We start from the raw sequence: 24,984 nt of genomic DNA on the forward strand, positions 1-24,984 counted from the left end.
CGCCGAAGTTGCCGTCCGGGCCGGTCATCCCGGCCGCCAGCACGTACACCGACCCAGAGGTGAACGCCTGCGCCGCGTTGGACGTGGCGTCCTTGCCCGTCTGGCTCTTGGGCAGCGTCAGCGGGGCCGCCTTGCCGGTGGCGGGGTCGACATCGACGTCGGCGGTCAACGTGCCGGTCTTCATGTCGTTGTGCGCCTTGACCTGCTGCGGGCGGACCACGCAGTCGCGCGGGCGCGGGGTCGTCAGCGCGCACGCCGGCACCCGTAACACCTGCAGACGGGTGGCGAAGTTGCCGCCGTAGGCATCGCGAAAGCCTGCGTACGAGAACTCCGCCCGCACCTTGCCCGCCTTGTCGCCAGTCAGCCGGGCCGCGACGCCCACTCCGCCGAGTCTGCGCACGGTGTCGGCGGGCAGCGTCTCCACCCTCACCTTGCCGGCATCAGTGCCTTTGACCTCGGAGAGCCGGACCGGCAACTCGCCCGCCGCGACCGCCTTCTCGCCAGGATCCACCTCGGCGGTTCCCGGGCTCGGCCAGACCGGCTCTTTACGGTCGACCTTCGGCTGGGACTCCTCCGCCCCCTTGGCCACCTTCGCCTTCGCCACCGGCCGGCCGTCCACCGACGTCTCGGGATCCGGCCCGGACACCGACGCCGCCGCCGGAACCACGAGGTTGTCAGGAATCCCCAAGCCTGAGATCACCACTGCCATCGTCATCGCGATGGCCAGCACAATCGTCCGTAACCGTCGCCGGACTCGCATGTCGCCACCTCTTCAGGCACGCTGACGCAGGCCTCGGGAAGAGGCCGCGTCGCGTCGTAAGGAGTTGATAAAGACGATCAGTCCGGATCCTGATCGACGATCACGGCATGGTCAACGTCCAGATGTTCGCCGCGAACGTTACGGAATGCCGCTTTCGGGATTCACAGCGAAACAGACTGCATGTCAACCGCTCTGTAGAAACCGGCCCTACCAGATCGAGGGGCACGTGTGACATAAGTCATATTGACGCATCGAGTCGGCCATAATAACCGGGGACACCCAGCAGTGGAGGGACGGGGCCGCCTGCACCGAAATCTCGCCGTCCGCGACGCGGCATCAAGTCATCCAACCGGGCCACGAGAACCGCACGCGAAGAGCGGGACCGCCTTGCAAGGCTGCCGCTGGGAGTATCGCTTTCACCAGTGCAAACACCCGCCCAGCGATGGAGATGGGGAGGTCCTTGCTGAGGAGCCAATGCAGGCCGAGCGATAATCACATATGGCCCGTTAGTAGAAAAACCGGACGCCGTTCGACTCGAGCTCTCCTAAAGCGGGTGCCGCAGGTTCGAATCCTGCCGGGGGCACTCACCTAGATCGGCATTTCAGGCCACTGACCTGCGGTTTCATAGCCGCAGGTCTTTTCTTTTGTGGACCATGCTAGGCAACTGGCGGTGCCCGCATGCAGCCGTAAGACCATGATCAGGGGATATGCACGGGATGATCTTAAACGCGTTTTCCCAGGTCAAACCGGGATTGTGGGCCATCTGAGCGTCCGGCGACCCGCTCAGGGTGCCCGTCTACCGGACAACGACAGCCGCCGATCGCGCCTAATACGTGGGTAACTCCGACTTGTGGTGCGGTCTGCCTGCACGCGAAGGGGCGGCGCCGGAAATGACGGGCGGGACGTGTTCGTCGCTGGCACGCGAGGCATCCGGCTCTACCTCGTGACCTGCCCACGCCGGGCCGGACGCCGACCAGCGATCGATCACTCGGCAGGCTGCCTTGTCCGGGTAAAGGAATGATCACTGGCGTGCGCGGGACAACCGCTCACATCGGTTTCTTACGGTCGTTGAGGGCAGGCCTGGCGCTGAAGAGCGATTCAAGCTGGTCGTATCGGCTGTCAGCGATGCTCCGGAACGCCTCCACCATCTCAGGATCGAAGGACGCTCCCGATTCCTGGCTCATGATTTCGAGAGCCTCTTCAAAGCTCTTTGCCGGCCGGTAAGCACGTCCTGTGGCGACGGCGTCGAACACGTCGGCCACGGCGATGACGCGGGCGCTCTCCGGGATCTCCCTGCCGGCCAAGCCCCTGGGATAGCCGCGGCCGTCGAACCGTTCGTGATGGTGAAGAATCCCCTCCAGGGCGGCGTCGGTAAGGCGGGTTCGAACGGATGGTTCAAGGAGGTCGTCGAAGAGTTCCATCAGTCCCGCGACGATGCTCACGCCGCAGCTCGTGTGCGATTGGATCAGCGCGTATTCCTCCTGGGTGAGAGCTCCGTCTTTGTGGAGGACAGTGCCGGGGACGGCGAGCTTGCCGATGTCGTGAAAAAGTCCAGCCAGACGTACGGCGTCCAACGCCTCAGAGCGCATTCCCCTTCGGCTGCCGATCATGGCGGCCAATCGGGAGATGCGTTCACTGTGGTGGCGCGTACGGGGGCTCTTGATATCCAGCGCCGTCATCAGCATTTCAGCCAGATCATCGACGGTCACTTCGCCGTCGAGCCGCTCCGGTGACCGGACGGTGGCGAAGCGATCGGCATCGGCCCGGGCCCGCCACAGTGCGGGCGCGTCCTGCGAGCGTCCCTGTGCCACCAGCAGACCAGCCATCCGGACGGTGGACGCTCTATCGCAGGGATCCGCGTCGGCCTGCCTACGTATGAGCTCCCGTTCTGCTCGGTTCTGTTCGTCGAGAAGGCCGGCCAGCGTCGTCCTTGCGGAGCCCTCGCCTGCATCGGCCCGGGCACGCCACAGCGCCAGCGCGTCATCCGTTCGGCCTTGTCCGACCAGAAGTGTGGACAGAAGCCCGGTCGCCTGCTCATGACCAGAGCGAATGGCGTGCTGGTACAGAGCTCGAGCGTCCTGGTACAGGAGGCGATGTTGCGCGGCGTGGCCTACGCGGGTCTGGTCACGGGGGTCGGTGAGATGGTCGACCAGCGCCTGCCAGCAGGTACGCGGCACCTCCGCCAGGTGCCGTTGCTGTCCAGCATGCTGCTGAAGGTAGTCGGCGACCTGATAACCGGTGATCTGTCCCATGGCGGCGGAGCCGGCGACCGGGGCCAGGGCGGCCGTGGCGCCGTTCAACGTCCCGGTGGCGTACGCGAGGGCGGTCTCGAACCAGTCGGGTGAGGCTGCGGCACGCTGGCGGACGTCGCAATATCCGGGTGCCGCGGCACGCAGGAGTTCCGAGCTGAGCGGGGACACGACGCCGAGGCGCGTGGCGTCGATGGCGGCGTTCAGCACGGCGGCGGCGTAGGGGTTCGCGCCGCGCCATCGATTCACCAGTTGCGGAGCCGCGGCGATGATCTGGGTGAGCCCGTAATCCCCGGATCGCAGGGCCAAGGCGATCCGCTGGTCCCCGGAGATCGCCACGGCTTCGGCACGCTCGCGCTCCGCGGCGCTGAAGGATCCCGGCAGGTGAACCACGTCGGCCAGATCGAGCAACTGCCGTTCAGCGGCGTACAGGTCCGGCTGACCTGGGCCCGGCATCGCCGTATAGGCGGTATAGCGTTCGGGCCAGATGGTCGCGACCAGTACTACGCCTGATTGCAGCAGGACACGGACGGCAGCGGCGCTCAACCCAGCCGAGCCGCCCACGTACCGTTGCAGCTCGTCCAACCATACAACCAGGCGTCCGGTCGTCTGCTCGGCCACCTTACGGACCTGCCCGGCATCAGCGGGATGGAGCAGCCACCAGTGCGGTAACACCGCCCGGATCGCTTCGAACGCGCTTCGAGACTTACCCACCGACGACTCACCGACCAGCAGCACCATGCTGCCTCGGCCAGCAGCCTTGGCCAGCAGGTCCCGGACTCCGCGCGGGGCGGTATCGGTGTCGCGAAGAATGTAGGCGGGGAGGTCGCCGGTCGCGCCCGGAGCGTCGATCGCAGCATGCACACCCAGCAGGCGAGGGTCTGCCTGCGCCACTCGGATCAGGCCGGCAGTGCCAGGGGCATCGGCGGTGAGCGCCCGTTTCCGCGCTGCCTGCCACGCGCTCCACTGCTCGCGGGGAACCGCGCAGGCACGCAGGAACACCTCCAGTGTCTCCTGGCTGGCCCTGCCCTTGTTGAGCAGATCCGACAACGTCGAACTCGGTAACCCCTCTTTCGGCCGGTTACCGGGGTTGGCTGCTTTGTCGAGGGCGGCGTATGAGCGGCCTGCCCGTAAGGCACGTAGCGCGGATATCAGCTCGGGGACGGTGTGCACCTGGCTGGGGTCTGGCATCTCAACGTGCACCAGCGACGCTCCTCCCCGTCCTGAATCCCATCCAGCCGCAGAGTCCTTCGCCCACTGATTCGGATGGCGCCGGACCGGTTCCACTCCTATCGTCGATGCGGCCCCAGCAGCCGTCCAGCCTGCAGGTCCGGTTCGCCCTGCGCGGTGGCGCCTCCGGCATGTTCCGTATCCGATGCCGGACCCTCGTCCTGCGTTGACCATGAGAGCAGCCAACACACATCTCGGAGGAACCCCATGGAGCTTCTGGTTGACCTCATCCCACTGTCCGTCGCCGCCCTCAATTTGGCCACCGCCCTCATCAACCGCGAAGAGCACGCCGACCCGACCCGGCACACGAGGAGGACAAAGGCGGCTTCTCGCGGGCCGTGTGACCGCTGCTTTCCGCAGTCGGACGCCGGACAGAGCGCGGGCCCGTCCCGATCAACAGCACCGCCAGCCACATGAGCACGTACGCCGGCCAGCATCCCCGCCTCAGGGGACGTGGCGCAATGGTCCGGCTGTGGACCATTGCCAAGATTAACCTCCCCACGAAGATCAACCAACGGACTGCTGGCAGACCTGATCAAAACCTGCACAATTGCCCTCGTGAAGGTGTACGTCGGGGTCACTGGCGGTAATTGGTACCGGTTCCTCTCCGCACGCCCATCGCTTACCGAGGTCAACTTCTGGCGCCCCTCCAGCAGCCGCGAATTCCGCGCGCTTGACCACGGCGAACCGTTCTTCCTCAAGACCCCTCACTCACACAACCACGTAGTCGGCGGTGGCTTCTTTAGCGGCTTCGCCCCCCTTCGCGACTCAGAGGCCTGGGAGTTCGCGAAATTCGCTCGCGGCGGCCAGACCCTTGAATTCGACCTTGTCGAGGAGGCTGCCCACCCGGAGGCGGGTCGTCGTTAAGGAGGGCGACTTTTGCGCAATCGACCGATTCCAGGGGGCGTTCCTTGCCGCGAATGCGGGCGATGACGGTGACACCGGAGGCGTCGCGTACGGGGCCGAAGGCGCCTTTGAAGGCGGGGGTTTGCCCCGGGTTCCGCAGATGTGCGCGAGGAAAAGCACATGGATCCGTGGTTTGAGCTGCGGAAACGCCACTGATCGCACAGGTAGGGCGTGTCACTAGGGGCCAGCATCGTGGCTGGTCACGCGCCCGAAGCCAAGCGACCTCAACGATCTTCGCCAAGGGATCTGGGGCACTCATTTAGCGAGGTCCAGCGGTAGGGAGCGAACAGTGACTGAACCGCTTTCGCGGCGGGTGACCAGGCGCACGCCGACTTCGTTCGTCTCCTGCCGACCGCCTGACCGGGCATGTCACCAGAACATAGCAGCATCGCCGCAGGTTGAAGCCTGTTTTCGAGGAAGTCGTGTCACTAGGGCTTTTCGCGATTTTCACCAGCCCGTAGCCTCCTGACCTGCAGTTTAGCGTCTCGCCGCGTCTCGGGTCAGCCGTTAGCTGCGGAACGCGGGTTTGCTGGTGTTGGCGGTGATGACCATTTGGGGTGAGCTGGCCGCGGCGAGTTCGTTGAGCTCTTTCAGGGTGGCCTTGGCCAGGTCGGCGCGGAGTTTCACCAGGCCGCGCTCGTGCCGGGCCAGGAGGTGGAAGAACAGGCCGAAGATGTTGCCACGGACCTTGCGCAGGCCTTTGGCCGAATAGCGGAAGTAGCCGCAGCGTTCCAGGGCGGTCGCGAAGTGCCGGGCGAGGGTGTCGAGGTCGGGGTGCCGAAGTCGGCTGGCCGCAGTTTGAGCGTGTCCAGGGCGGCGGCGAGTTTGCCGGCCAGGCGGCGGCGCAGAGCGCGGGCGGTGCGGCGGGGGGGAGGCGGCCGAGGTCGCCGAGCCTGCGGTAGCGACTCAAGAGACCAGTGGTGTAGGTGACGGCTGACAGGCCCTTAGGCACGGGGTGGAGGTGTCAAGTTTGAAACTCGGCAATTCTGGCGGCTTGGCGTTTGGCCGACAGGCGCCGTTTGAGTCTGGTTTTGCTGGCCGTCACTCGCCGTCTTCCTCCTCGGAGCCGAGCAGGGTTTCCACGTCGTTGTAGTAGCCGACGGCCATCAGGCCGTATTTGACCGGCTTCCAGGCTCCTGCGGCCCGCCAGTACAGTGGCGCCCTTGTCGGACTAGTGTTATGCCAGGTCGCGGACCATCTGGCAGGCCCGAGAGCTGCACGGCCGATGAGGAACACTGCGACCTGATCCACATTTCCGAGGAAACCATGTTCGCCGCCAAGCCCCGGCTCGCCGGGGCTTGGCGGCGAACATCTGATCAGCAACCACTCCTACCATGTCTGACTCATTCGTACCCGGGGTGCAGCAGTCTTGTCGGCCAGCATCGACTGGCTCGAGACCTTGATGCGAAAGAACCTATTTGATGGTCAAGATTTCGCAAAGGTGGCGGGCTCCCCTACCAAAATCATAGCCAAACCGTCTCATCACTTAAGGTCGAAAAGAATCTTTTAACCTCACTCCATTGCGTTCTATCCAAAGCGGCACCTTAAGCTGACCGGTAAGCGCACCAGTGCGTGCCATCGAGAATCCGCGAACGGATGATGCATCCGAGCGAATGCCAAGAGACGCATCCCACTGGGAGGGTAGCGTCCATCCAAAGCCTCACGGCCAAACTCCTAGAGGAAGAGTGAGGAATCATGCGTTGCACTGGGAAGTCCGTCATCGTCGGCTCGGCACTCCTCGCCGGAATAGCTATTGCGCCGGTTGATGTTGAGGCATCAACCATCGAGAGCGCGAGGACGCACGTTGTCCGTCAGCCCGTCACGGCTGCACCGCCGTCTCCGTATCAGAGAGGCTACGAGGAAGGGATCTCGGCCGGGTATTCGGCCGCACTAGAGCAAACCCGGATGCACTGCGCCGGTAGCAACAAGCCGTGGCCTAAGTTGGAGGAAGGTAACGCCTACAGCCAAGGATACTTCTACGGGTACAGAGACGGATATTACAAGGGATTCGACGAGGGTATGCAAAAGTTCTGCACACCTCGCTAGTTCGCGAAATTTCTTTTGGGGAAGAATCGGCGGGTGCCAGCGAGGCGAGTAAGCGTGTTGAAGGCATCAAGGGCCTACCGTTTACAGCGCGGTTGCATCGCAGCCCGAGCTACAAGCCAGCCAAGGAGACCGGGTTCCGGATAGACTTACAACCCTTTAGGGTATAGCCACCGCCGCAGTAGGCTGGAATGCAGGATCCAGTAGGCCGCCAACTTTCTCCAGTCCGACAGTGACTCCCAAGGCCAGGACTGGACTGGTGGCTGCAATCCTCGATCTCATCAGCTCAGACCTGGCCGAGCAGGGAGGAGCGACGCAATGAACAGTCGCTATCTGACAATATTTGGCCCGGTTGCACTCCTGGCTTCCGTCATAGTTCCATCCACCCAAATGGCCCATTCTCGCAGTCCTGTCGATAGTCTCCTCCAAGCCGCAGGAGTCGAGGCCTACAATTCAGTCACGGCAGATCCGTACGATGACGGGTACATGGAAGGACACGAGCAAGGTCTCAGCGACGCCGCTGATCGCAACTGTAGACAACCACTTTGGTGGAGACCTCGCGCCTATTATGAACGACAAAAGGAGCCCCGGGAGACCGTACAGCGTTACCTTGGCTATTTCGACGGATACGAAGCGGCGTACCGCAAGGTCTGTAAGGTAATCAGACCGAAAGTAGGATGAGTAGCGCACGAATGAACCGTTATGTGATGACAGCGCAGCTACTTAACTAGAAATGCGTTCTTCTTACACTCCCTCGTGACCACACCGCACACGGCCTCGGTTCCCTCACGGGCCGCTCGAGCCTGGGCGGCGAACGCCTCCCGCTCGCAGCGCAGGGCGTGCGAAACGACGCCGCGCTCCATTACGACTGAATCGAGGCGAGCCAGACCGCTGTGGACGCCGCTCACGCCCTCGGGGTCCGCAAGCGCGAGTGGGCGTCCTGGACAACCTGGCGACCGCCTACCGCGACGCGGGCCTGCCGAAGGAGGCGATGGAGGCGTGCGAGCAGGGCCTGGCCATCGTCGAGAACGGCCACGACAGAGTCGCTATGCTCGTCAACCTCGGGCGCCACGCTGCGCCGGCTCGGCTGGCGTCAACATCGACCTGTCCGAACCGTGGCACCATGACGCGGCGATCTATGGGGATCCACCGCTGGCCTCTCGCAGGCTCGGCCAGCAGGCCTTTCAGGCCGTGGTCCTGCACGCCTACGACGCCGATCACGATCAGCGGTGACAGGATCCGACCGGTCCTGTAGGCGGCCCACATCCGCCCGGTCACAGCAGGGCCCCATCCCGAGACTCTCGAGTGGCACCTCGACCAGGTACCTGCGCACGTAGGCCGAACAATCTGACGAACATCCCTGGATGATGTGCCCTGGGGATAGGCGGAGTCTCTGGCGCGCGCCGTGTTCGATGGCGTTGATGTCTTCTGTCCGTGGCCGTGCACCAGTAGCCGCAGGTGGCCGGGGGCCATGTGCTCCAGGGTGAAACCGCCGTAACCGTCCTTGCCGTTGCAGGCAACGAGAGCCGGAGAAGCACTGGGCAGTTTCGTCATGCTGTATGCATGCGGCGGGAGCGGGCTGGACGTATTTGTATAAAGACGGGGTTGCGGAACATCGAGCCGGTTAGCAGGCATTGCCCCTGCCCCAGCGCGGGAACCGTCGACCACAGCGCCTCGTGTACCCCGCCCGTGGTGGCACGTACGGGGGCGAGGTTGCCGGCCGACTTGAGCTGATGGATGAACCGCGTGTTCGCCAGCTCGAACAACTCCTCGGGCACATGCCCGGGCTGTTGTGACACCAGCACCAGGCCCATCCAGCGCTTGCGTCCACGACGGCTGATGACCTGCAGCTGGTCCAGGACCGCGCGCATCCTGCCCGCACTGGCTCGGGAGACGAACGTGTGCACCTCTTCGATCACCACCAACACTGGCGGCCGCGGCCGGCCGTCCTTGCCGATGGGTTCGCCGCGAGCGACCGCGATCACCCGGTCGAACAGGGCCTGCAGCAGGAAGGAGATGGCGATGTTGCGGGCGCTGTCGTTGGTCTCGCTTACGTCGAAGACGCTCAAGCGCCGCTCGACGAGTAGCTCGTCCACGTCCAGGTACGGGGTGTTCCTGGTGGGGCGCCAGTCGAGCATCTCGGACCTGCCGAGCTTGTACAGCTTGTTCCGCAGGGTGGACGCGGTGGCTTTCTCCGTTGAAGGGATTTTCGGCGAGAGCAGGGGCATGCCGCCCGTGGCCGGGTCCTCCTGCAAGCCGTCGATCAGGTCGCTGAGATCGTACGGGCGGGCAGGAGAAGGCGGCGCGGGAGCGGCGAGGGCTCCCATCCTGCCCGGACGGGAAGCCGTCTCCGCGTTGCGCCGGGCCTGGCCCGTGATGGCGCCCCACATTCTCACCTGGGGTTCGGTGAATTCGAGGACGTCGGCGACGATTTCCTCGGGCACATCGGCGATCGGCACCTTGAAGGGCAGCGGGTCGGGAGCGTCTGTCATGCCGGCGTTCGGCACGTACACCCGGAAGTCCGGGATGCCGCGGGGACGCCGCTCGTCGAAGCGGTCTTCCAGCAGGCGCGCGAGGTGCGGCTCGTCGTTTCCCTGGTCCATCCGTACGTACTCGCCCTCGACGTCAATGGCGACGACCGCCCACCCTGCGCGGATGGCTTCTTCCATCAGGACCTGAGTGGTGTTGGACTTGCCCGATCCCACGGTGCCGAAGATGCCGGCGTTTCGCGGCAGGAACCCCTTGTTCGCAGAATCCGCCTCGACTCGCACGTCGTCGTAGCCGAGCAGCGAGCCCAGTTGCATGTCGCCTTCGATGCCGAGCATCCGGCGTAGCCGGTCGCTGGGATAGATGAACACCTGGGAGTACGGCCGGGGGCGGGTCGAGGTGGGGAGAACGTTCTCCGCCGGGGTGACCTCGCCGAGAATCTCGATCGTGCCGGCGGCGTAATAGGTGGGCCGGAACTGGGTGCGTTCTGGATGGAGCAGGGTGGTGCGGCTGATGGCCGAGTCGGAGCCGATCTCGTGCGGGCTGTGGAAAGGGCCTTCGACGACGCGTCCGAGGAAGGTGATGCCTTGTTCGGTGTCGTTGACGCCCACGTAGGCGTCGCGGCGGAAATGGCGGCGCAGTTGCTCGGAGACCATGACGCCGCTGCTGGTGTTGTCCGTCCCCGGTCCATCGAAGGCGATGAAACCGAGCGTGATCAGCGATCGGGCGAGACTGGCCTCGGCAGCCTCGAGGTCTTCGGCGGGTATCCCCTGTTCTGCGGGGGCAGGCGCGTCGTGCTGGTGTTCCGACTCTTCCAGCGGTTCTTCGGCTTCGGCTTCGACCTCGGTGTCCGAGCTCATCCTCGTGTCCTCCGTGGGTCCAGATCGGTGAGTCCGTGCTCCACCCCGAGTTCCATCAAGCGCGTTTCGATGAACGTCCGGAACTCCCCGCCCTTGAACATCGTGCGGGCCACGTTGTCGGCGAGGTCGATGTGAAAGGGAAAACCGCGCGCGGTCATGGGCGCGCCGGTGTCCGGCAGACCTCTCGTCCAGAGCGCGTCGCAGAGAAAGAGCGCCGCTGCCTCCTCGACCCGCTCCCGGTGGCATTCCAGAAGAAACGGACGATGCCCGGCCTTGATCAGCAGAATGGTGACTTCCGGCCCCACCTCCGCGATGAAGGCCCGGAACCTCGCACGGTCCAGGTTGTTGAAACCCGCCTTGGTCGTCCCCGCTCTCTCATCGCCGTCCAGGAAACCGGTGAGGTCGTCGGCCAGTGTGCGCAACTCGATGAACTCTCCCGGCTCCAGGACGATGCCAGCGTTGAGTACGTCGAGGTCCTCGGGGCTTTCACTGACCGCGATGAACCGTTGGTCCTTGATGTAGTGGCGGACGAGCTCGAAGACAGGCGGCAGGTTCTCCCGCGGATGTCCCACGCCCGTACGGAGTTCGAAGGGAACCAGTTCCCCATGGATCATCCGCCAGTCGGCCTTCTGCGCGAGCAGGAGCTTGCGTTCGCCAAAGAGCATGAGGGCGCGGCTGGCCAGGTTCGAGGCGCCGTGCACCTTGCGGAGATTGTCGAAAAACTCCCTGGCCGTGTCGCCGGTGGTGGTCAGCTCATGCTCGAAAACCCTCGTCACCAGCCCCACGGACTCGCCGGTGTTGGTGACGATCACCACGCCCACCTGGACCTTCGTACCGCTCAAGAGGGGTACGGCGGCAAGCGTCCCATCGGAGGCGGCGACGATCCCAGTACACAGGAGACGCTTGGCCCAGTGCATGATCTCGGGCGACGGACGGCGAATCTGGGCGCTTAAATCTGGATTCTCCGCCAATATCTCGGCACGGAGCTGCTCCCGCCGCCCGTGCGAGGCGAGAACGGCCGCATCCACCCGATCCCGCAGGTGGTTTGCATACGTTTCGAGCTCCATCCATGGCGCAACCGACAGGATGTCGGCAAGGCTTTGCGCGTCACGCTGTTCCACTGGACCTCCAGCTCCTCCAGTGACGCTTCGCAACCGATCACCACACTCTGTTGCAGAGTAGCCAGGACACCGACGGAGTTCCAGGCCTTATAAGCACCAGGTCACTGTCCAAGGAAGCCGCACGCACGAGTGCTTGAGCTCGCCTATTCGGGATCGTCCAAAGCGGCCGAGAGGTTCCCCGTGCGTAGCTCCCGCTGATCGACCCATTTCTTTCCTTCGGCGGCGATCGCTTCCAGGACATGAAGGGTGTGAGGCAGTCCTGCGGCGTCCAGCGACACTTCGGACACCGCTCCGGGGCGCTCTCCCTGCTGTAGTTCTTCCACCCCCGAGTTCACCTCGACACTGATCTCATTTCCGTTGACGAGCGCGAGCTGGAAATCGCGCCCGCCGTCGTCCGACTGCTTGACGCTTACGGACGCGACCGCTTCGAAGCGGTAGTTGAGCCGCTGCCGGTCATGGAAGGTGCCTTTCAAGAAGTCGAGGGTGACGGTGAACTGGCGCACCCCTTCCTCAGTGACGAGGAAGACCAGGAGCTGGTACTTCTTGTAGCGCCACGGACCTCCACGCAGCCGTGCGCGTTCGCTCCCCCGGGCGGGAGCCTCGATGAAGGCGTGCGCGATGACACCGCTCATGGTCAGCCTGTAATGCCGTAATGCCTCCTCCAGGAGCACTTTGCGGTCGCAGTCCAACCAGGCTGCCATTTCCTCGTCATCAGGCTTGTCCTCCAGCCTCGCTCGCCACCTGGCCAGCGCCTCGAGATCACCCCGGTAGGCCGAGAGGCTCTCAGCCCGGTCCGCGGCGTACCGGCGACGCTCCAGGACGATGCGCAGCCAGGTGCGGGCGCAGAACCATCCGGCGATCAGTAGCAGGAGAATCGTGCCGATCGCAGGCAGAGGCTCGACCGGCACGATGCCGGCAGCGGCCCAGCCGCCTGCACCTGCGAGGGTGAGCAGTCCGAGTGTCGCCCGCACTTTCGTCCCGAGGGGAGTGGCAAGTTCCCGGCGGTAGCTCCACAGCGTGCCTTTCCTGCGGCGCGTGGCGGCCTTGCCTGCCCGGTGCCGGATGAGCCATGCGATCTTCTCGACTCCGACTCGGGTCTCGCCGTAGACCTCCGTGAGCTCATCGCGCAGGCTCCGGCGTATGCCTTCCGTTTCGGCTTCCCACTGGTCGCGGTCCATGCCGGGAGGAACGTACTTGGCGAAATAGTGGTCGATCCGGTGCTCGGCCCTCTTCACGAAATTGCCCCGCTCCACCTTGGTCTTGCGTTTCGGGGCCTTCTTGGTGCGGCGGCCGACGGCTACGCGCTCAATCTCCGTTCTGCGTACCCGGTACTCCCTGTCCTTGGCACGGCGGCGTACGACGCGGTGGCGCCAGCGCGCGGTGTCCCGCACGCCGACCGAGGCGCCGGCGAGGCCCAGCACGTAGGCGGCCAGCAGAAGCGCACGGCCGCTCTGCAGGATCAGATAGCCCAGATTGGCTGTCGCCGCGACCAGGACGACTGCCGATATGACCGCTCGGGCCCAGCATGTCGCCGGTGTGTCAGGTGGCTGAGGCTCCCGCAGCAGAGGCCTGGCCGGTAACGGGTGGAAGAACTTCCAGATCCGGTCCTCGCGTCGCTCGGCCATCTGATCCGCCTTGGCCTGAGACAGCGCCCGGTGCCACAGATGGTCCTCGATGGGGCCGTCGAGGTACAGCTCCAGGTGCTCCAGGATCAGGCTGCGTTGCGGTTCGCGGAGCGCGTCGAGGTCCTTGACCACGACGCGGATGTCGTCCTCCGCTTTGCCCGCCGACTCCAGGAGGCGATCGATGATGCGCACGCCCTCCCGCCATGGATCCTCGCCCCGCAGCTGCATGGTGGCGTGCCTGTCTCGCAGTCGGCCGGTCTCGTCCTTGGTGAGCTCGTGCCGCGTCCGGCGGCTCACCATGGCGAGCAACCAGTAGAAGTAGACCTCGTTGGTGGCGTAGCCGACCATGGCGTCACTGATCAGCCGCCGGGCCGGCCCCGACATCCGGCCTTTCAGGAACGAGACTCCCTTGCGGAACGTGGTCTCGGGAGAATCCTGCGGATCCCTCTCGTAGACGGTGACGTTGTGCACCGTGCCCGCCTGCACTGCGATGTGGGAGTCCGTGGCCACGTTCTCGACATGGTGCCCTGGCTCTGTCATGACAGGGATTGGGCTAGGGCGATGATCGCGGTGAGCTCCGCCGCCAGCGCGGCCACGTCACCGACGAGCCCGCGCAGCTTCTTCAGCGCCAGCGTCAGCGCGTTCTTGCGATCCGATGTCTCGCTCTCCAGTGCCTGGTCGGCCGTACCGAGCTCCGTCTCCGCCGCCTTGTACGTCGCCTCGTCCAGATATCCGTCCGCCCACGCCTGCCAGAGCCGGGAGCGGAACCCCGCCAGCGCCTCCGGCAGGTCCGCCTGCCTGGACGCTTCCGGAGTGATCCAAACGCCGCCGTGCACGATGCCGGCCTGCACTCCCACGTGCGCGTTTCCCTTGGCGACGTTCGTGTTCGTGTCGGGCATGGCAGAGCTCCTTGTCGTGGGTTCCTCGGTGGACAACTCCTCGGCCAGAGCCGCGGCGAACGCGGCTGCGTTGGCGACGGCGCGCGGCTGCCACTGCTCGCGGTCCGTGGCTTCCTTGGTGCCGTCGGCCCGGTCGCTGATGCCCCGGATGACGACCACCGGCAGCGCCCGATTCAGGTGACCGGCCTGGGCCACGCCGGCGCCTTCCATCTCGATCGCCCGCGCGTCGTTGTAGTGCTCCCGAATCCAGTGGGCGTGCTCGGAGAGCCGGGAGTTCAGCACCACCTCCCCCGCGGCGATAGGCCCGAAGTGCACCTGCGGTCGGGGATCAAGGTCCCCGGCCCAGGCGCCAGTGCGGTGCAGGTGCTGGGCGATCTGGTCGGCGGCGTGCGAGGTCTCCCAGACCCGGGGACGGCTCTTGAACCCGTCGTCCTGGCTGGTGCCGCCGTGGAAGGCGTACACGTGCGTGGCTACCACGACGTCGCCGAGCGCAATGTGCGTGTGCAGCGCGCCGGCCACGCCGACGAAGAGTAGCGCGGCAGGCCGGAACTCGGCGATGGCGCGTTCCGCCAGCACCGCCGCGGACAGGTTGCCCTTGCCGACGTGCGCCAGGACCACCTGGCACCGGCCATCTGCCAGTCGGCCCACCTCGAAGAGGGTGCCTTGGGAGTGCCGGTGCAGCCGCAGGCCGGCCAGCTTCTCCCGGACCGCCTGGTATTCCAGGTCGAGTGCGGTGAGGATCACAACAGGGCTCACTGCGCCTGCTCCTTTCCGTTCGGCGAGTTGTCGGCGGGCCGGATCATCGGGGGGTACAGGGCCTCGCGCGGGCCCGCCCGGAACAGCCGAGCCGGTCGTCCGGTCGCGGCCTTGCGCGCCGAACCGGCAGGGTGGATGAAGCCATCGGTTTTCTTGATCTTCCGGTAGAAGTTCCGGGGATCGAGCGGCATCCCCCACACCGCCTCGTACACGTCCTGAAGATCGGTGATCGTGAACGTCGGCCCACAGAAGGCCGTGGCGAGTGCGGAGTGCTCGAGCTTGGCGCGGGCACGCTCGACGCCATCGGTGACAATGCGCCGGTGATCGAAGGCGAGGTCCAGCTCACCGGAGAGCACCCGATCGGTGGGCTGCCAAGTGGCGTCGGCGGCATCGGTCCCCGCAGTCGGCTCGGGCAGTCTTGGGGCGATGGCCAGGAAGGCGACGCTCACCACCCGGCCGCGAGGGTCTCGCCCTGGGTCGTCGTAGACACCGAGTTGTTCCAGCCGGAGTGTCTCGACATTCAGGTCGGTCTCCTCCGCCAGTTCCCGATGAGCCGCGAAGAGGAGACTTTCTTGTGAGTGTTGCAGGAAGCCGCCCGGCAGCGCCTGGGCGCCCTTGTACGGCTCGATGCCGCGCTCGACGAGCAGCACGTGGAGGCGCGAATCGCGCAAGGTGAGGATCACCAGGTCAACGGCGAGCAAGATGGCGGGCGGCTCCCATCGATCGTCGCTCATGCGCCCGACTCTAGGTTTTTGTCAAACTGACAAAAAGTAGCGGCGCGGTTAGCTTCGCCATCCCCTCGCATGACGCCTGTCCGCTTGCACAGCGTTCCTAGGCGGGCATGCCAGTGACGGTACGCCGCCATTGCGACAATTTGGTGTCAGGCGTCGCGGACGTTCGGCTCGTGAGTCGGCCGACTGCGCGTCCTGATCCTGCAGCCAGTGACCTTAACCTCGGGCGGGCGTGCGGAACACCTGGTGGTTGTGCCAGTCGATGTGGTCCTGCTTGACTTCGTCCAGGCCAGGCTGGGGCTGTTGGGCGGGCCTGGACGCCAGGGAGAGCACCATGTCCCGGGACGACTGCGAACGGCCGACGAACCGGGCCGAGACGGCGATGGTGCGCTCCGCGGTCAGTCCGAGGACGCCCTTGTCGAACAGTTTGTGGTGGATGGCGCACAGGCACAGCCCGTTCGCCACGTCGTCGGGCCCGTCGAAGGCCCACCACCGCACGTGCGCGGCGTCCAGCCCCACCGCCGCGCCGTCCAGCCAGCCGTCGTAGGAGCAGAACGCGCAGCAGTACTCGTACGCCATGAGCACCCGGTCACGGAAACCCCGGTCGCGCTGCTTCTTGATCTCCGTGAGGGTTTCCAGCGTCTCCAGGTCCAGGCCGGCCAGCAGGCACAGGTCGGTGTGCAGGGACGGCGCGAAGTTGGCGTCCAGGAGGTAGCGGGCCATCCGCCCCAGCAGGCCGGGCTCCTCCGCCAGCGCGCGGGCCAAATCGGGATGCAGCCGGCCGGCGGCCTGGCTCTCGCGCAGGCGGCCCAGTTCCGGGCCCGGGCTAGCGGGGCCGTGACGGGTCTCGACCAGCCAGAGGCCGTCGTTCGTCAGATGGTGAAACGGGTAGCCCGGGCTGGTGTCGCGGGGCGGGCCGTACTCCTTGAGCAGCTTCTTCAGCTCGGCCTCGGCGGTGCTGAACGGGATGAGGCCGTTGCCGTGCCGCTGGAAGTGGCCCAGGGCGTACAGGAGGAGGAGCGGCTTGTGCGGGGCGCGCTCGCCGCCCCTGCTCCAGCGCCGGATCTCGGAGACCCGCTCGATCCAGTCCACGATCGGCCAGTGTAGGACGATCCTTTCGGTCCCGGCATAAGTATTTCGCGATGTCCAGCCGCGCCCTATAGTCGCCGGGTGAGCGATCTTCAGCCGGGCGTCTATCAACATCTGGTCACCCGTGAGCTGGATGGCCTGCTGCGTGCGGTGTCTGATGGAGACCTGATCGACCGGCGTTCCCTGGACGTCGCAGACTCCCACGAAACTCTGGCCCGACACCTCGCCGCACTCACCCGGCGGGCCCTGCGCTCGGTACGGGGCGAGAACAACGCGGTGCGACTGGCCCGGCAGGTGGAGATCGTCAATCGGGTCGCCGAACTCCTCGGCGACCTGGTACCCGAGGCCGCCTCTCCCGAGGAAATGGTGGAGGCCGCGGAAGAGCTGCTGGGCATCGCCAAGGGCCGGGACGCGGGTGGGCAGGTGGGTTTTCCACCGCGACCGGCGGTCCCCCTCACCGGCAGTGCGCTGCTGGTCAACGGGCGCGGGCAGCCAGAGATCGGCCATGAGCTCAAGCGAGAGCTGGCCTCCGCCGACCATGTCGATCTGCTGTGCGCGTTCGTCAAGTGGAACGGTGTACGGGTGCTGGCGGAGGCGATCGAGGAGTTCCTCCAGCGGGGCGGCCGGCTGAGGGTGGTGACCACCACCTACATCGGCGCCACCGACCGCCTGGCCCTGGACCGGCTGGCGGCGATGGGCGCCGAGATCCGCGTCTCCTACGACACCCGGATGACCAGGCTCCACGCGAAGGCCTGGCTGTTCCACCGGCACAACGGGCTTTCGACCGCCTACGTGGGCTCGTCCAACCTGTCGCGCACCGCGCTCAGCCACGGACTGGAGTGGAACGTCCGGCTCGCCCAGGCCGAGCAGCCGCACCTGATCGACACGTTCGCCGCCACGTTCGACGACTACTGGGGCGATCCGTCGTTCGAGCCCTACGACCCGGCGCACGACGCCGGGCGGCTCGACCGCGCCCTGTCCGCGGAGCGGACCGGTGGCCGCGCGGTCGTGCTCGACTTCGCGCACGTGGACGTCCGCCCGTACTCCTACCAGCGCGAGATCCTCGACGAGCTCGACGCCGAACGGCAAATCCACGACCGTTGGCACAATCTCGTCGTCATGGCCACCGGCACCGGCAAGACCGTGGTCGCCGCGCTCGACTACCGGCGGCTGCGGATGGCCAGGCAGGCGGAGTCGGTGCTGTTCGTCGCCCACCGCAAGGAGATTCTGCGGCAGAGCCTGCTCACGTTCCGGCAGGTGCTGCGAGACGAGACGTTCGGCGAGTTGTACGTGGACGGCGCCCGGCCCGAGCAGTGGCGGCACGTGTTCGCCTCGATCCAGACCCTGCAAGCCAGTTCGCTGGCGGAGCCGGACCGATTCGACATGGTGATCGTGGACGAGTTCCATCATGCCGAGGCCGCCACCTATCGCAAGCTGCTGTCCGGGGTGCGGCCAAAGGTGCTCCTGGGCCTGACTGCGACCCCCGAGCGTGCCGACGGGCAGGACATCAAGCACTGGTTCGGCGGCCGGATCGCCGCCGAGCTGCGCCTGTGGGAGGCGCTGGAGCGGGGGCTGCTGGCCCCGTTCCAGTATTTCGGGGTGCACGACGGCACCGACCTGCGCCAGATTGGCTGGCGCCGGGGCCAGGGATATGACGTCGGCCAGCTCTCGAACGTCTACACGGGCAACGATCGCCGCGCCGCCGTGGTCCTGGAGACGTTGCACCGCAAAGTAGGCGATGTTGGGCGGATGCGGGCCCTCGGCTTCTGCGTGAGCATCGACCACGCCCGCTTCATGGCCGACCGCTTCACGCGGGCCGGGCTCCCGTCCGTCGCCGTCACCACGAACAGCTCGCGTGATGAGCGCGACCAGGCCCTGCGCGACCTGCGCGAGCGCAAGATCAACGCAGTGTTCACCGTCGACCTCTTCAACGAAGGCGTCGATGTCCCGGAGATCGACACCGTGCTGTTCCTGCGGCCCACCGACAGCGCCACCGTCTTCCTCCAGCAGCTCGGCCGCGGCCTGCGGCTGGCCGACGACAAGCCCTGCCTGACCGTGCTCGACTTCGTCGGCCACCAGCACAAACAGTTCCGCTTCGACCGCCGTTACCGAGCGCTGACCGGCGCCAGCCGTACCGGCATCGCCAGGGAGATCGAGCAGGGCTTCCCGACGCTGCCCGCCGGCTGCGTCATCGACCTGGACCGCGACGTACGCCGGCTCGTCCTCGACAACGTCCGGCAGGCGCTCAGCCTGAACTGGCGGGACCTGGCACGTGAGCTGCGCGACCTCGGCGACGTCGACCTGCTCACCTTCCTGCGGGAAACCGGGCTGGACGTGGAGGACCTTTACCGGCGCCGCCAGGGCTGGGCCTCACTCCGGCACGCCGCCGGGTTCGACGCCGCCCCGGGCGATGAGAGTCTCGGCCGGGCCTTCGGCCGGATGCTGCACATCGACGACGTCGAGCGGCTCACCTTCCTGACCGGCGTGCTCGCCGGGCGAGTGCCGCGCTCCCCGCGCGAGCAACGCCTGCTGGCCATGCTGGACGCCATGTTGTGGGGCGGCACCGAGCCCGTTTCCGGGATGGAGGCCCGACTCGCCCACCTCACCGGAGCCCGCGCGACCGAGTTGGGAGAGCTGGCGAACCTGCTCCGCTCGGGCCTGCGCCACGTGGCCCCGACGCTGGACGCCGTGGTGCCGCTGCATGTGCACGCCCGCTACAGCAAGAACGAGGTACTGGCCGCGTTCGGCATCGACCGGCCCGCCCACATGCGGGAAGGGGTCAAGTACGTACCGGAGCACCGGGCGGACCTGTTCTTCGTCACCATCGACAAGTCCGAGGACCACTACTCCCCCACCACGCTCTACCACGACCGGGCGATCAGCGAGAACCTGTTCCAGTGGGAGTCGCAGAGCACCCTGCGCACCTCGACCGCCACCGCCCGCCGCTACCTGAGTGGCGAGTCCACCGTTCACCTGCTCATCAGGCAGTCCAAGCGTGACGAAGGACTGGGCGCGCCACCGTACACGTACGCGGGGCCGATGCGGTACGTGAGCCACGAGGGCGAGCGGCCTGTCCGCTTCGTGTGGCGCCTGCATCATCCGCTTCCACCCGAGGTGTTCCGCTACGCCAAGGCCACCGCCGGCTGAGCCAGCCGCAGCAGCACTATCTTCGAAGACACCCGCATCTGACGAGCGGGACCGCCTTGCAAGACTCCCACTCGGAGTACCGCTTCCACCAGTGCAAACACCCGCCCAGCAATGGACATTGGGAGGTCCTTGCTGAGGAGCCAATGCAGGCCGAGCAATCATCACCTATGGCCCCGTTGATAGAGAAACCGGACGCCGTTCGACTCGAGCTCTCCTAAAGCGGGTGCCGCAGGTTCGAATCCTGCCGGGGGCACTCACCTAGATCGCCATTTCAGGCCCCTGACCTGCGGTTTCACAGCCGCAGGTCTTTTGTTTTGTGTCCTTCGTAGGCAGCAGGCAGTGCCCGCATGCAACCGTAAGACCATGATCAGGGGATATACGCGGGATGATCTTGATGATGTTTCCCCAGGTCGGACCGCATTTTAGGTCGCCACGTTCGCCGGTACCCGCTTCCAGCCGCGCGGCATGGGTCGAACACAGCCAGCCTGATCGTGCCAAATATGTGCGTAACTCCGCTTGAAGTCCACACTCACCGGCCCAGTACGTGGCCGCTCCGGCGACAATGGTGGTCGCCAGCACCCAGCCAGCCGCGATCAGCCCGCAAGAGAGCCACGGCGTCGCTCCTCCTGGGGTGAACGCCGACTGCTGGCCCAGATCGAAGCCCGAGCAAGCCGATGGACGCGCGGTCGCGTGTCAGGCAAGGACCAATCCTCATTACGCGGTCCGCGCCCGTCAGGCACGAATTCGCATCCAGCCGAGCGCCGACCAGGTGAATCTCGCCAGTGGCCGCGAACCCTTCCATGCACCAGACGCCGCCGCTTACGGCCAAGTCCTCCACTGCTCGGTGTCACGACGCGGCGGTCCAGTCTGGCGCTGTTCAGCCTGAGGCTGGCACCGAGGTGGGCGTTCACCAGGCGATGCCGCCGTCGGCTCGCAGCCGATCAGCAACCCCGCAGGGCTGCTGGAGGAGGTCGTCGGAAATGTTCTGTCTGAGAGCGGCCTCGTCGATACGGTGATGCTAACTACACACGACCATCCCCTGGTTCGGTGAGGTGTAGCGGGATGCCACGCTGGATGAAACTCGCGATTGCCGCCGGGGCACCAAGCGTGCTCGGCGGCGCGATCTGCTTCTTCGGCGAACTGAGTGGCGTCAACCTTGATCGTGTAGGCATCCTGGTTGGTCTTGCGGGTGGTCCTGTCGGTTTGGTCCTGGGCTGGTGGATCTCGATAGATGGCGAGCGGCAGAGGTCGGCAGCATCGGCGGAACTGAACCGCTCCGACTTTCTTGGAGACCCTGGTGTGCCCCGAGGACCTGTTGGAGGCCGCGGACGAGCTGCTGGGTATCGCCAAAGACCGGGACGCAGGTGGGCAGCTGCGCTTCCACCGCGGCCAGCGTGACGCTCAGGACCACTGCTGGTGGGTGCCTCCGTGGCACTTTTGAGGCACCCACCCAACGTGACGCTCCCGTCGAGGTACAGATCGCTCTGCACGTGCTTCGTTTCGGGAAACCGACCATAGCGGCCTGCGGGCAACGAGAGACGAGGGTGACGATTTTCGGAAATCGTCACCCTCGTCGTCAACCCGCTCGGCGATGCGATGCGATGCGATGGGATGCGACGTGGCCAGGATCAGGACACGGTCCCGTCCCCGGCCCGTCTGTGCAAGTCGGACCACGCCGGGCTGGAGGCGACCTTCTCCGTCGCTTCCGCCAGCGAGCAGCCCAGCAGGTCAATGACCCCGCGGATGCAATCGACCGGCGTGAACCCGTTCCTTCTCATGGACCCGATCAGCACGTTGACATCGACGCCCGCCTCCAATTCCTTCTTCGCGTTCGCGAGGAATTCGGCATGCTGTTCCTTGGAGAGCATTCTCTTCGCCTAGCTGTCTGCGCCCGGCACCTTGAATTCGAGATCCGGCCGGTGCCCGACCGGGCCCGTGACGCGTACTCCGCGAACGCGCAGGGACTTGAATCCCTGAGCGCCCAGCGCCGGAAGAAGGACCTTGCGTACTTCACGGAGCAAGAGACCCGCGCCTCCCGTTCCGAGCGATCCACGTGCCATGTCACCCGTCGTGCCGAAGATCGCGATGTCCGACAAGGTCACCTGCCCATTTTCGATACTTACCGTAGCCAATATCTCGATCTTGCCTTGAGGCGTGTCGATAGTGTGGTAAAGCATCTTGCCATGGGCGAGGTTGTCGATACCGCAAAGATCGTCGTTGTGGACGAGTGCGTCGGCGCCTCCGACGGCCACGTGGTAGGTGGAGGAGCCGGCGACATCCAGGTTGTAGACACGCTGATCGCTGCTGGAACTCTTGGCGATGGCGCTCACCTGCACGTACGTACCGGCGCTGGTACGCAGCCACGAGCCGGCCGACAGATCCCCCGCCTCGACCCATGCGCGCTGGTCCGGTGACCAGAAGGGGTGCTCGCTGGTGGCGACGACCACACCCATGCCGTCACCGCGCTCGCCGTCCGTGTCGACCGTGACCTGGACGAGGTTCTTGGCGCCCTTGCCGGCGATCACCGCGATGACCCGCTCCGCCCGCGTCTGACCGGACTTGGGATCGGTGGCGAGGACCATGTCGCCAGTGGCTACCTCTTCGATCGGTTTCCGGGATCCGTCGGCCATCACCACCAGGGTTCCGGGCGTGAAGCTGTTCTTCCGGCCTATCGGGCAGGACTTGCCCACCCCCAGCGCCTCGGTCGCGCTCTGCACCTTTCTCGCGGCGAGCTTGAGCCGGTCCTTCGCCGCGAGCCAGTTCTTGAAGGCGCTGATGGCGTCGCCGGCGTGTTTCCAGACTCTCTTGCCGAGCTCGTACGCCTTCTTCCACTTCCATGGCAGGGCGTACTTCGCAGCGAGCTTGCCTGCGAGACCGCCCGCGAGCGAACCCAGGATGTTGAGCGCAGTCTCGCCACAGGCGCCCAGGTCCCCGCTGGCGAAGCACTTGATGCCAGCGGTGATGCCGAGCTCGTCGGCCGCGATCTTCGCCAGGGCCATCACAGAGTCGATCAGTGCCTTGAGCTGACGGTCCACCTCGCCCTGGGCCGCTCTGGCCTCGGCTTCGGCCTGACGTTTGCGCTGCACTTTGCAGGCCGCGCTCTTGGGCTTGGCGCACGCGTCGACCGGCCCGACATCGTCGATGACCTTCAGCCCCGAGGGGTCGGAGGCGCCGATCGGGTTGTTCCCGGCGTAGGAGTAAGGGTTGCTCCATTGCGGTTTGGACAGGTCGAGCAAGGGATCGGTGGAGACGAACTTGCCGATTCTCGGGTCGTAGTATCGGGCCGACAGGTAGTCGAGGCCGGTTGATTCGTCCTCGGTCTTGCCGAGGAAGCCGCGGTCGGTGAACAGCAGATCGTCCTGGCCGCGGCGCTGCCCGTACGGGCGATACCTCTCCCGGGCGACCTGGCCGGTGGCGTCGTCGATGGCGAGTTGGGTCGAACCGTGCAACCCGGAGGCCATCCACTTCACACCTGCGGCGGTCCGCATCGCGACCACCGTGCCGTCGGGACCCGAGTAGTAGCGGGTGGCCTGGGCGACTCCGCCAACGGCGCGGATCTCCATCGTCCCTAGGTACAGGGTGGACGAGCCGTCAGGGTCACGCCGAATCAGCCGCTCACCTTCAGCGTCGTAGACCATGGACGTCTCAGCGCCATCGACTGTGGCCTTTTCCATCTGGCCGAGGGAGTCCCAGGTGAAGGTGGCCTGCTTGTTGTCCACGGTGCGGGTGACGAGCTGGCCGGCGTCGTCGTAGCCGTACGTGTCGGTCCCGCCGGGGTCGGTGATCGAAGTGACGGCGTTGGGCCGTACGGACGATGCTCCGGCGGGCGGGTAGCCATAGGTGGAGGTCACGCCGTTGTCGCTGGCGGAGGTCATGTTCCCGACGGCGTCGTAGGCGAAGGACTGGCTGTAGGGGTCAGGCCCCTGGTTGTCGGCGGACGCGGCGCAGGAGGCGCCGGTCGTGGTGTAGGCGGAGGTCAGCCGGTTCAGGCCGTCATAGCCGAAGCACTCCGCCTGCCCGGAAGTCGCGTCCTTGATCGTGCTTATCTGGCCGCCCTTGCTGTAGGTGAAGTTGTCGTCCTGGGCGACCTGCGAGCCGGAGGTGGTGGTGAGGCGGTTGAGCCAGCCGGTACCTTCATCCCAGGTGAACGTGCGCCTGACCTGGGAGTTGGCGCCGTATTCGCGCTCGTTGAGCCGAGCGGTCGCCGAGTAAACGCTCTCCTTGACGTAGGTGGTCCCGCTCGCGTAGTCGGACGTCAGGCTGCTGGGCAGACCCAGATCGGTGTAACCGAGGGCGAGCTTCTCAGCCGGGAGATCGCCCTTGCCAGGTGCCCCTTGCTCTACCAGGTGCCCCGCCACGTCATATTTGGCGGTGAACTCATAGTCGCCCGCGAGGGCTCCTTCAGAGGCAGGGATGGTGACCTTGGTGGCAGTGGCCCGGTAGGAGCCGTCCAGGGCCAGGACCCTCTCCGTGTACGCGTTGCCACCGACGTATCGCGTCGAGGATGACGGGTACCCCTTGGCGACCTCGTCGTAGGTCCACTCGGTGAGCTTCGTCCCGTTCTGCGGATCTCCCTGCCATTGGCTGGTGCGCCTTCCGAGGTCGTCATAGACGTTCGAGACCTTGGTGCCGTTACCGTCGATGCTCCACGCGAGCCTTCCTACGGCGTCGTAGCCGTAGGAAGCACTGCCCGAGTCACGGTCGCTCGCGGCTGTGCGGCGGCCAAGCCAGTCGTAGCTCGCCGTACGGGAGTTGCCGTTGGCATCGGTGATCGTGGAGAGGTTGCCGGCGGCGTTGTAGGTGTAGGTGGTGTCGTGGTGGGTGGCGGCGTCCTTCCACTCCTCGGTCTTGATCGTGCGGTCGAAGACGTCGGAGACGGTGGCCGTCTTGCCGCCGACCGGTGGCGTGATCTCGACCCGGTCCAGGCCCGGGTAGGCGGTTACAGTCCGGCGGGGCGTCGGTGGCGGTCAGCGGGCGGCCGTAGTCGTCGTAGGTGTTCTTGGTGGTGGAGATGGTGGTGGCGTTCGCGTAGGAGCGGGTCTCGGTGACGTTGCCGTCGCTGGGGGTGTTGGTGGCGGGGT

Annotated in this window: 13 protein-coding genes and 1 tRNA gene; 3 read left to right on the forward strand and 11 right to left on the reverse strand. The window is 65.9% G+C overall.

What is annotated here, in order from left to right:
* Together ABFX54_RS48795 and ABFX54_RS48800 are read right to left on the reverse strand one after the other, a co-directional pair.
* Nucleotides 1-700, reverse strand: a 700-nt coding sequence (locus tag ABFX54_RS48795; protein WP_346113991.1) for a hypothetical protein, incomplete at its 3' end; no start/stop codon positions are given.
* 1,106 nt (nucleotides 701-1,806) lie between these two features.
* The gene (locus tag ABFX54_RS48800) at nucleotides 1,807-4,059 is read right to left on the reverse strand and encodes an HD domain-containing phosphohydrolase (protein WP_346113992.1); all 2,253 of its coding nucleotides are present in this window, start codon (nucleotides 4,057-4,059) and stop codon (nucleotides 1,807-1,809) included.
* Between the two features lie 738 nt (nucleotides 4,060-4,797).
* Here ABFX54_RS48800 and ABFX54_RS48805 point away from each other — a divergent pair.
* On the forward strand, nucleotides 4,798-5,106 hold the full coding sequence (locus ABFX54_RS48805) for a hypothetical protein (protein ID WP_346113994.1): 309 nt from the start codon (nucleotides 4,798-4,800) through the stop codon (nucleotides 5,104-5,106).
* A 1,080-nt stretch (nucleotides 5,107-6,186) separates the two neighbouring features.
* On the opposite strand, the gene ABFX54_RS48810 is transcribed toward ABFX54_RS48805, so the two are convergent.
* The 7 genes from ABFX54_RS48810 to ABFX54_RS48840 form a co-directional block, all read right to left on the reverse strand.
* Nucleotides 6,187-6,468 carry a hypothetical protein gene (locus ABFX54_RS48810; protein WP_346113995.1) on the reverse strand — a complete coding sequence of 94 codons (282 nt, stop codon included), beginning with the start codon at nucleotides 6,466-6,468 and terminating at the stop codon, nucleotides 6,187-6,189.
* Between the two features lie 2,270 nt (nucleotides 6,469-8,738).
* Nucleotides 8,739-10,535: an ATP-binding protein gene (locus ABFX54_RS48815; protein WP_346113996.1), complete on the reverse strand. Its 1,797-nt coding sequence runs from the start codon at nucleotides 10,533-10,535 to the stop codon at nucleotides 8,739-8,741.
* Nucleotides 10,532-11,656, reverse strand: a complete 1,125-nt coding sequence (locus ABFX54_RS48820; protein WP_346113997.1) for a hypothetical protein — start codon at nucleotides 11,654-11,656, stop codon at nucleotides 10,532-10,534. The genes ABFX54_RS48815 and ABFX54_RS48820 overlap by 4 nt, the downstream gene beginning before the upstream one ends.
* A 143-nt stretch (nucleotides 11,657-11,799) precedes the next feature.
* Nucleotides 11,800-13,821, reverse strand: a complete 2,022-nt coding sequence (locus ABFX54_RS48825; protein WP_346113998.1) for a hypothetical protein — start codon at nucleotides 13,819-13,821, stop codon at nucleotides 11,800-11,802.
* On the reverse strand, nucleotides 13,818-14,936 hold the full coding sequence (locus ABFX54_RS48830; RefSeq protein WP_346113999.1) for a 5'-methylthioadenosine/S-adenosylhomocysteine nucleosidase: 1,119 nt from the start codon (nucleotides 14,934-14,936) through the stop codon (nucleotides 13,818-13,820). The genes ABFX54_RS48825 and ABFX54_RS48830 overlap by 4 nt, the downstream gene beginning before the upstream one ends.
* Nucleotides 14,933-15,670 (reverse strand): NUDIX hydrolase, encoded by a 738-nt coding sequence (locus ABFX54_RS48835; RefSeq protein ID WP_346114000.1) that lies wholly within the window; start codon nucleotides 15,668-15,670, stop codon nucleotides 14,933-14,935. Before ABFX54_RS48835 ends, ABFX54_RS48830 begins: the two co-directional genes overlap by 4 nt.
* A gap of 213 nt (nucleotides 15,671-15,883) precedes the next feature.
* Nucleotides 15,884-16,759, reverse strand: a complete 876-nt coding sequence (locus tag ABFX54_RS48840) for a phosphorothioated DNA-binding restriction endonuclease (protein WP_346114001.1) — start codon at nucleotides 16,757-16,759, stop codon at nucleotides 15,884-15,886.
* Nucleotides 16,760-16,837: 78 nt separating this feature from the next.
* Between ABFX54_RS48840 and ABFX54_RS48845 the strand changes: the two genes are divergently transcribed.
* Both ABFX54_RS48845 and ABFX54_RS48850 read left to right on the forward strand, forming a co-directional pair.
* Entirely contained in the window at nucleotides 16,838-19,903 is a 3,066-nt protein-coding gene (locus ABFX54_RS48845; RefSeq protein WP_346114002.1) for a DEAD/DEAH box helicase, read from the forward strand.
* Nucleotides 19,904-20,072: 169 nt separating this feature from the next.
* Nucleotides 20,073-20,156, forward strand: a tRNA-Ser gene (locus tag ABFX54_RS48850).
* Nucleotides 20,157-21,531: 1,375 nt separating this feature from the next.
* Here ABFX54_RS48850 and ABFX54_RS48855 read toward each other — a convergent pair.
* On the reverse strand, nucleotides 21,532-21,771 hold the full coding sequence (locus tag ABFX54_RS48855) for a hypothetical protein (RefSeq protein WP_237104864.1): 240 nt from the start codon (nucleotides 21,769-21,771) through the stop codon (nucleotides 21,532-21,534).
* A 9-nt stretch (nucleotides 21,772-21,780) separates the two neighbouring features.
* Nucleotides 21,781-24,261 carry an RHS repeat-associated core domain-containing protein gene (locus ABFX54_RS48860; RefSeq protein WP_346114004.1) on the reverse strand — a complete coding sequence of 827 codons (2,481 nt, stop codon included), beginning with the start codon at nucleotides 24,259-24,261 and terminating at the stop codon, nucleotides 21,781-21,783.
* Between the last annotated feature and the right edge of the window lie 723 nt (nucleotides 24,262-24,984).

The sequence above is a fragment of the Nonomuraea maheshkhaliensis genome, assembly GCF_039529435.1.
Classification (GTDB): Bacteria; Actinomycetota; Actinomycetes; order Streptosporangiales; family Streptosporangiaceae; genus Nonomuraea; species Nonomuraea maheshkhaliensis.